Source organism: Kitasatospora sp. NPDC054939, assembly GCF_053610105.1.
The window spans coordinates 1-8,615 of record NZ_JBSGXP010000135.1; the positions used below are offsets into that span (position 1 = coordinate 1).

The 8,615-nt window shown below is 72.7% G+C and carries 6 protein-coding genes and 2 pseudogenes; 2 read left to right on the plus strand and 6 right to left on the minus strand.

All coding sequences use genetic code 11. The features are described from left to right. Window positions 1–148: 148 nt before the first annotated feature. The 6 genes and pseudogenes from ACWGB8_RS29675 to ACWGB8_RS29700 form a co-directional block, all read right to left on the minus strand. A complete protein-coding gene (locus ACWGB8_RS29675) occupies window positions 149–1,099 on the minus strand; it encodes a DUF916 domain-containing protein (RefSeq protein ID WP_452216698.1) in 951 nt (316 codons plus the stop codon). A gap of 62 nt (window positions 1,100–1,161) precedes the next feature. Next, window positions 1,162–1,722: pseudogene (locus tag ACWGB8_RS29680) on the minus strand (WxL domain-containing protein); the annotation flags it as partial. 30 nt (window positions 1,723–1,752) lie between these two features. Further along, window positions 1,753–3,150, minus strand: a pseudogene (locus ACWGB8_RS29685) (RICIN domain-containing protein); the annotation flags it as partial. 351 nt (window positions 3,151–3,501) lie between these two features. Then, window positions 3,502–3,876 carry a winged helix-turn-helix transcriptional regulator gene (locus tag ACWGB8_RS29690; RefSeq protein WP_452216699.1) on the minus strand — a complete coding sequence of 125 codons (375 nt, stop codon included), beginning with the start codon at window positions 3,874–3,876 and terminating at the stop codon, window positions 3,502–3,504. 1,290 nt (window positions 3,877–5,166) lie between these two features. Continuing rightward, a complete protein-coding gene (locus tag ACWGB8_RS29695; RefSeq protein ID WP_452216700.1) occupies window positions 5,167–5,556 on the minus strand; it encodes a roadblock/LC7 domain-containing protein in 390 nt (129 codons plus the stop codon). Beyond that, entirely contained in the window at window positions 5,553–6,542 is a 990-nt protein-coding gene (locus tag ACWGB8_RS29700; RefSeq protein WP_452216701.1) for a hypothetical protein, read from the minus strand. Before ACWGB8_RS29700 ends, ACWGB8_RS29695 begins: the two co-directional genes overlap by 4 nt. Window positions 6,543–7,104: 562 nt before the next feature. On the opposite strand from ACWGB8_RS29700, the gene ACWGB8_RS29705 reads away from it, so the two are divergent. Beyond that, a complete protein-coding gene (locus ACWGB8_RS29705) occupies window positions 7,105–8,088 on the plus strand; it encodes a DUF6192 family protein (RefSeq protein WP_452216718.1) in 984 nt (327 codons plus the stop codon). A gap of 3 nt (window positions 8,089–8,091) precedes the next feature. Next, window positions 8,092–8,520 carry a RacP protein gene (locus tag ACWGB8_RS29710; RefSeq protein ID WP_452216702.1) on the plus strand — a complete coding sequence of 143 codons (429 nt, stop codon included), beginning with the start codon at window positions 8,092–8,094 and terminating at the stop codon, window positions 8,518–8,520. Window positions 8,521–8,615: the final 95 nt, after the last annotated feature.

Consider the following 8,615-nt stretch of genomic DNA (forward strand, 5'->3'; position numbering starts at 1 on the left):
CCGGCCGCCCGGCCCGCGCCCCCCGGCTCCGCCCCCGGGGGCGGGCCCCGCCCGGAACGGGGGGCCCCCGCCCCCGCGTGTCATCCCGGGGGGGGGGGCGCCGCGGGGGGGCCCCCCCCCGGCCCCACACCAGCCGGTCAGGGGGAGCTCACCCGGATGCCGATGGGACGGCCGCCCGCCGGCGGCGCCTGACCAGCAGGACGGTGGCACCGGCGGCGAGGAGGGCCAGGAGTCCGGAGAGGAGGATCCACGGCACCTCCAGGAAGCCGTCGGTACCGGTGGCGCTCACCCCGTCCGCGGTCGCTGTGACCGTCACGTCGCCCCAGCCCGAGGGCGCCCCCGGCCAGTCCTCCGTCACCTGCACCTTCTCCCCGGGGAGCAACTCGGCCGGCACGTTCGCCAGTTGCCTCGTCGCGGGCGCCCCGACGAACACTCCCCCGACGCACAGGGAGACCCGGGGGTCGAGCTTCACGTTCCCGGTGTTGTGCAGCGTGTAGGAGACCGCGGTACTGCTGTCGCCGGTCCACGGGATGCGCGGGTTCTTCGCGGTGAGGTGCAGGCCCTCGACCGCGAGCGCCGGCCGCTGGGGACCTTCGACCCGCAGGTAGATCCGGGCCCCGACACCGCGCTGGACGCCGATGAAGGAGCCGGCCCCCGGCTGGACCCGGTCGTCGACCGCCACGAGGGCGCCGACGTGGTCCCCGGGCGAGGCGTCGGGCGGGACGGCCAGGGTGAAGCCGACCGTGACCGACGCGTGTGCCGGGACGGTCACGACGTCCCGCTCGGGCTTTCCCCAGGTGCCGACGTCGCGCTGGGTCTCCTCGCGGCCTCGTACCGCCAGGCCGCCGTCGCGCGGCGTGTTGTAGGCGTCGGCGACGTGGAGGCGCAGGGTCAGCGGTCCCCCCGTGGTGTTGGTGACGACGGCGCGATCGGCGAACGTGGCACCGGGGCGCGCCGTGAGCTGGAAGGCCGAGCGCGGTGTGATCGCGGAGTCGGCCGGCCTGACGGACCATTCGCCGTTGTCCGCGGCCCGGGCCTGCTGGGGGAAGAGCGCCGTCAGGACGACGAGGAGGAGGGTGACAACGGGTGCTCTGCGCATGGCTCGCCGGCTTTCCTGAGCACCGCGTGCCGGACGCCCGGCGTCCGGCACGCGGAGCGCGATCAGAGGAGGGTGAGGGTCAGCGTCCCGGTGTAGTCACCGACGGGGGTGAACTTCGGGACGTCCAGGGAGACGGCGGCACCGGCGGTGAACTCGCCACCGGTCAGGGCACCGTCGGGGGCGGACGCCAGGGTCGCACCGTCCTTGCCGACGGCACCGGGGCTGCCGGCCTGGCAGGTGCTCGGGCTCTCGGCCTTGGTGACGCAGGTCGGGGTCCAGCTCAGCCGTGCGGCGTCGATCTTCCCGCGCGGCCCGGTGAAGTCGGTGACCTTGCCGGTGAGCGACCAGCCGGCCGCCCCGCCGCGGAAGTCCTTGACGGTCGCCGGGTTCAGGTTGCCGGTCGACGCCCCGCCCGCCCCGAAGGCGACCGAGGGGATCCGGACGGCGTCGGTCGCGGCGGTCATGCTGAGCACGCCGGCGTTGACCGAGGTGCTGATCTGCTGGTCCACCGTGCCGGGGGTGCCACCGCCGGGCGGGTTGGTCGGCGTGGTGGGAGTGGTCGGCGTGGTGGGAGTGGTCGGCGTGGTCGGCGCGCCGACCTTCGTGACCTTCCAGGCCTGGCCGGCAGCGGTGCCGCAGTCCGTCTGGACCAGGTGGGCGTCGGCCGCGGTGGATCCGTCCTTGACGTCGAGGCACTTGTTGCTGTGCTGGGCGACGATGCGGGAGTAGCCGTCACCGAGGTCCTCGAACCGCCAGCGCTGGTTGCTCCCCCCGCCGCAGTCGTACTGCTTGACCTCGGCCCCGTCCGCGGTGGAGTTGTCCGCGACGTCGAGGCACTTGCCGCTGTGCTGGGCGAGCACGCGGACGTAGCCGTTGCTGTTGTCGGTGAAGCGCCACTGGCTGTTCAGTCCGCTGTCGCAGGCGCCCTGGACCACTGGCACGTTGTTGTCGGAGACGCTGCCCGGAACGGCCGCACACCGGCCGCTGCCCTTGTTGGCCATGGTGTTGAGCGGCTCCCCGCCCGCGCCCAGGACCCGGCCCGTCACCGTGTCGATCGAGACCTCGGTGTACCACGGGAGGGTCAGCGTCGTGGCGTCCGGGAACTCCAGCGGGAGCCACACGTAGGTGGAGTTGTTCACCCCGTTCGAGTTCGACCCCTTCCCCGCCCAGCGGTCGCCCAGGTAGAGGTAGGAGGTGGTCTCGCTTCCCTCCACCGGCAGCACGAACGTGGTCTGCGAGTGGTGGCCGTTGTGGTTGCCGACGTCCCGCATCTGCGACCACGGCCCGGCGAGGCTGGTGGCGGTGGCGTACTTCTGCTGGTTCGGGTCCCAGTAGCTGGTCCCGGAGGTGAGCATGAAGTACACGCTCCCGCGCTTGAAGAGCGCCGGCGACTCGCGGTGCTGGCCCGGCCAGGGGTTCGCCACGACGTCCTTCACCTGGGTGTAGTCGTCGGTGAGCTCATAGATCGTCAGATCGGCGTTGTGGTTCGCCGCGGAGATCATGTAGGCCTTGCCCGCGGCCTTGTCCTCGTACACGGTGATGTCGCGCGACATGTACTCGTTGCCCGCCGCGTCCCTCGGTCGGAACGACCCCTTCCACTCGTACGGGCCGTCCACCGTCGGGGAGACCGCCACCGCCGCGCGGGCCTCGGCGTAGGAGTTGTCGGGCTCCTTGTGCATCCACATCACGAACTTGTCGGTCTTGGCGTTGTAGAGCACCTTCGGCCGCTCGATCAGTGAGACGGCCAGCTCCGGCGAGGAGTCCTGGGTGAGGACGTGCCCCCGGGGCTCCCAGGTCTTCAGGTCCTTGGAGCGGTAGGCCGACACGTAGCGGAACATGTCGTCCTCGCCGCGGTCCTCACCGAACCAGTAGTAGTACTCGCCCACCTTGATCACACCGCCGCCGTGCGCCTGCACTCCCTGTCCGGCGGTGTCCGGGAACTGGGTCCCGGTCGAGGTGATGACGGGCTCGGCCGATACCGCCGGCGCCCAGACCATCACCGACAGGAGCAGCCCCAGAAGGGCCGCGAATACGGATCCCACTCGTCTCATACGGGTTCCTTGATGCCATCCGCGCGGTCCCACGCCCAGGGGTCCGGCCGGAGAATCCCTCGATCCGAACCAAACATAAGGCGACACCGTCACACGGAAATCAACACTGTGAGAGTAGCCTGACCCGCCGTTGGTCGAGTGTCAACACATTCGAAACATCCTGGTCAGCTTGTTGCCGTGTGGCGATCGACTTTCCGTCACAATCGCACACCGAGGCGGGGGTCGACGCCGGACCCTTCCTCCCGGCATCCGAGCCCCTCGTGGCACCCCGCAGGGTGACCGGCACCCGCCTACGGCCCGCAGGCGGGGTGGGCCCGTCGCTCCGTGAGGGCACCTTCGTTGCAGCCCGGGCTACGGCGAGGGCTGAGGGCGGGCGTCGGCAGCGTCGATCGTCTCCTCGACCCACGCGCGGAGGAGGCCGAGCGGGACTGCCGCGCCGCGGCCCAGCTCGGTGAGGGCGTACTCCACGTGCGGGGGAACCGCCGGGTAGACGGTGCGGGCCAGCAGGGCCGCGTCCTCCAGGCGGCGCAACGTCTGGGTCAGGACCTTGGGGCTGACGCCCTGCAGGCTCCGCTGGAGTTCACCGAAGCGCTGGGGACCCTGTTCGAGCGCCCCGATGGCCAGCGCGGACCACTTGCCGGCCAACAGGTCGAGCATGGCCCGGCAGGGGCACTGGGCCGCGTAGGCGTCGTGCTGGTCGTGTCGGCCCGTGACGCGCTCGATCACCCGGACACCTCCTCATGAGTGGGGTTCCCGTAGGGACGTAGTAGGGGACATCGGGGGTCGCGGAGGCGGCCGACGACGCGGACAGCTTCATCCTGGTCCGCCACCGCAGCCCGACCGTCTGGCCGGGCTGGTCGAGTGGGGGTGCGGGACAACGGCCCCCGCAGCGGGCGGTGTTCGGCGACGGCGTGTCCGGCGACGGTGTGTCAGCCGCCCGGGTTGCCGGCCGGCCGCTCCGGCGCGGGCAGGCCCGCCCCGGTGACGCTCGGGGTCGGCGCCGACCCGGCGTCCGCGGGCGGTCCGGTCGGGCCGTCCGACGCGGCATCGCTCGGCCGACCGCCGGGTGGCCCGGGGAACGGCTGGACCTCCCCGGCGGTGCTCGGGCCAGATGACGGCCCGGCCTTCGAGGAGTGCTCGACCGCTCCGCCCGGCAGCGGGTCGCCGGGCGAGAGGCGCCCGCTCGGCAGCGACCAACCGTCGGAGGCGGCTGCGGGCGAACCGGAGACCGGTGGGAGCGGCCGGCTGGGGCTCGGCTTCACCGTCTCGTGGCCGGTCGGCGGGACGACGGCGCGCCCGCTCGTCGACGGTGACGCCGACCGCGACCGCGCCGGCGATCCGGCCGGAAGGACGCCGACGGTGCGGCCCGCCCCAGCGGTAGGAGTTCCGGTCGGCGCGGCCGACCGGGCCGCAGGACCCACCGTGAGCACGACCTCCGGTTCGCGGGTCCCTCCCTTCGGGCTTCCGTACTCAACGGCGGCGGTGCCGGCCACCACGGCCGCGGCCGAGACCGCCAGCGTCCACCACAGGGCACGGTGGGAGCGCGCACGCCGCCCCGCCCCGTCGGGGGTGGCCGGCGGGAACCGCTGTGCGGCACGGACCGTGGCCGGTGCTCGACGGACGGCGAGCGCGGGTTCCCGGTGCCCCGACCCGGGCCCGAACCATCCCGCCGAGTCCGTCGGCCCGTCCTCCCTCTGGGCGTCGGAGTCGTCTCGCCGGGGCTGTCCGCCGCGGGGCGCGAAGGCGTTCCAGGACGATGTGGGCTCACTCACTGTTCTCCTCGGGTTCGGTCCGGACGCTCCCAGGGCATACCCTGGTCCGCGCACCGCTCGCTGATCAGGAGACGTTCGGCCCCCGGCCATCCCGCGGGTTTATCGAAGCGTTACGACCCGGCCCCGACGTGCCGCACCCGCACGCCGTCCGATCAGGGTCCGACCCTTCGGCACGGCGGGACCGGGCACCCCGCTTCGTCGGCCAGGGCCGGGTACGACACGGACCTGCCACCCTCGGACGTGCTCAGACCCCGGGGACCATCCCGAGCAGTTCGCTCAGCCGACGGATCGTGGCGGGCGATCTGCGGTTCAGCGTGGCGATGTCGAGACCCTCGTCGCCCATCACCATCAGCAGGGCCTGCTCGCCGATCGCCATCATCACGACATGGCCTCCGTTGCAGCGGGTGACCACGTCGCGCAGGCCACCCACGCCGACCTCGGCCGCGGTGCGCCTGCCGAGGCCGAGCATGGCGGCCGCCAGCGCTGCGGCCGTCTCGGGATGGACGGCGGCGGTGTCGGCGGCCACCAGGAGGCCGTCCGCCGTGGAGATGACGCTCTCCGCGACGCCCGTGACCTGGTCGCGGAGGGACTTCAACTCGTCGACCAGCACGGAGGTCGGTATCTGGCTGCTCATGAGGTGCTCTTCTCTGTCGTATCGGGGGGCCCGGCACGGTGTGCCTTCGTTGCGGGGGCGGCATCCACCTGCGCTCGCCACTGCCGTGCGCCGGGAACGCGGCGCGGGAGCGGTTCGGCCGCCGCCGTGGGCGGCGCGCTCGGAGCCGTCCGCGGCGCGACACTCGGCGCCATCGGAACCGCAGGCACCGGCTCCCGGTGGAGCAGGTGCAGCGCATCCATCCGGACCGCGTCGAGCAGCACCGCGAACACCCCGCGCCCCAGGGCGAATCCGATGTCGCGCGCGGTGCGTCGGCCGGTGGCGGCGCCGAGGATCTCCCGGTAGCGGGCCGGGGTGCGCAGGTCCTCGGCCCTCGGCCCGGCGGCGGGCCTGATCCGCCTGCGGGCCAGCTCGCCGGGCGGGCAGCCCGCAAGACGGCTCAGCAGGGCCATCCGCCGGCCGGTCTCCTCCAGGAGCCGCTGCGGTGCGATTCCCGGGCGCAGCGCGGTCCTGGCAGCCGGGGCCCCTTCGAGGGCCTGCCAACTGCTGGGCGGGGCAAGGGCCAGAACGAACGCGCCGTCGAATGCGGCGGCGGCGCAGACGGCTTCGAGTTCGCCGGCGCCGATCGCGCCCCGGGCGACGAGGGCCTCACCGAGGTCCCCGCCCCGACCCGAGGACCCGCCGCCCCGACCCGAGGACGCGCCGCCCCGACCCGAGGACCCGCCGCTCCGGGCCACGACGGACACGGCGGTCTCGGCGGCCTCCCACTCGGACTCGTGGACGCGGCGCGACTTCAGCAGCAGGCACGCGACGGACGGGGCGACGGGAGTCTCGACCGCGGTGACGAGCCCCTCCTCCAGATGGACCGTGCCGCCCGGCGTGCCCGCGAGCACGACCGAACCGGTGAAGCCCTCGCCGTGCAGGGCGAGCAGGACCGCGGGGACGCTGCGGTTGCCGGATCGTTCGGGAGCAGCGGGCGGCGGCTGGTCGCGTGGCAGGCCGGTCACGTCAGTGCCTGTTTCTGAACTGCCGTGCTGAGTAGCCTCAGGGTCCTACGCTGGCGTGGTGTCCGAGCGTTTCGGGCGGGCCGGAGAGCGGGTGTGTGGGGGCTGCGGTGAACGGCTGAGGCCGGAAGCGCGGCCCGATGCCGTGTACTGCTCGACGGCCTGTCGTGCCAGGCAGTGGCGCCGCGGCCGCCGCCTGCGCAAGCGGGTGGCCGCGGAGTTGAGTGGTGCCGGCCGGGCTGAGTGTCCCGAGTGCGGGGCCCGTTGGGTGACGGGGGTGGACCGGAGGTCGAACGCCGTCTACTGCTCACGCCGGTGCGTCGTGAGGGCTTGGCGGGCCCGGAAGGAAACGTTCGGCGAACGGTCACAGTGACCGCATCGCGAACGCATCCGAATCGCATCTTCGGTCAAATTCCGGTCATTTATGGTCGTTCGTTGTGATCTTAGGATTTCCGGTCTGACTCTCGGGTCAGAAAGCGGGCCGCGTCTTGTCACGGCCGAGGGGCTGTGCCCCGGCCCGCGGTGGGTGGTGAATGCCACGCCCGAAGAGATCAAGAACGCCGACATGGTCGGCAGCGTCAGCTCCAGCCGCTACGAGCAGATCGTGGCCGAGTTGCGCACGGTGGTGGAGAACCAGACCCGGGGCCAGTTCACGATCGGCGACTACGCGCTGGAGATCGAGCCGATGCGCGAGGCCGGCGGCCAGGAGCGGGGCGAGGAGCTGTTCACGGTCAAGGAGTCGATGTTCCGCCTGGCCGAGGACATCGGACTGTCGTACTCGACGGTGAAGGAGGCCAGATGGACGTCCTCGCGCTGGCCGAAGGAACACCGGCAGACCGCGGTGTCCTTCACCGTCCACAAGATCCTGGCGGGCATCGGCGACGAGCGGCAACGGTTCGCCGCGATCCTGACCCCTCCGGAGAACAAGCCGCGGTGGACCGCGGACGAGGCCCGGCGCCGGGTCGGCCGGCAGGTCGAGCACCCGATCACCCCGCAGGAGAAGGTCAGCGCGATCCACACCCTCGCGAGGGACGAGAAGGTCGCCGCCACCGTCACCAGCGACCTGCTGCGGCGTCCGACGGTGGTCGCTCAGGTCAGGCAGGAGGACAAGGTCCGGGCCGTCGAGGAACTCACCCGCGACGACCAGGTCGCCGCGACGGTGACCACCGGCCTGCTGCGGCGCCCTGATGTCGCCTTCCGCGCGATGTCGGACGACACCGCCCGCCATCAGGTCAACCACGCCCAGGTCGAGCGCGGCCGGCAGGCCCGCGAGCACTTCGAGGAGACCAGCCCTGTCGCTCCGGCGATCCGCAGCATCGACCGGTCGGTGGAGTTCCTGGACCTGGTCACCGCCTGCCACGCGTTCGTCGCGGCGGCCGGCCGGGTTGTCCCGGGCCTGCGCGACCGCCAGCTCGGCGACGACGAACGCGGAGTCGTCCATGAGAACATCGCCCGCGTCCGGGCGACGCTGGACTGGATCGAGACGGCCGTCGACACCGGGAAGGTCGACGTCGACGGAGAGCTGGCCCGTCTCCTGCAAGGTGAATAGGCGATGCCCCGCGCAGTCGAGCGCAGATCACCCGCTGCCCAGCGACACGCCGACACTGTCCGGTTCGTACTCTTCGAGGCGAGGCCGGCGGGCCTGGCCTTCAACCAGCTGATCCGATCCAGTGAGCTGTCGCCCAGCCAGGCCCGCGCGGGCCTGGCCTGCCTGCGGGACATCATCACCGAGCGCGGCTGGCCGCCCCTGATCTGGACCAGGACCGACGGCTACAAGTTCTGCTCGGACCCGGCCGAGCTCCAGGCATACGAGGTGGCGATTATCCGGGAGAAGCTCACCGAGATCCGCCGGTTCATCACCGGCGTCGTCGCCCCGCACGCCGCCCTGCAACCGAAGGGACGGTGGATCAAACACCTGAACACCCAGCTCAGCTCGGTGGAGTCAACGCTCGACGTGATCGCCGACTTCATCGACGCCTGACCGGCGGGGGGGGGCCCCCCCCCGGCCGCCCCCCCCCGCGGGCCCGGGGGGGGCCGGTGGGCCGCGCCCCCGGGACACCCCCCCCCCCCATGAGG

Bases quoted from the DNA above. Each gene is read 5' to 3' on its own strand.
- ACWGB8_RS29705 (WP_452216718.1), top strand. From the start codon at position 7,105: ATGGTCGGCAGCGTCAGCTCCAGCCGCTACGAGCAGATCGTGGCCGAG.
- ACWGB8_RS29710 (WP_452216702.1), top strand. From the start codon at position 8,092: ATGCCCCGCGCAGTCGAGCGCAGATCACCCGCTGCCCAGCGACACGCC.
- ACWGB8_RS29695 (WP_452216700.1), bottom strand. From the start codon at position 5,556: ATGAGCAGCCAGATACCGACCTCCGTGCTGGTCGACGAGTTGAAGTCC.
- ACWGB8_RS29675 (WP_452216698.1), bottom strand. From the start codon at position 1,099: ATGCGCAGAGCACCCGTTGTCACCCTCCTCCTCGTCGTCCTGACGGCG.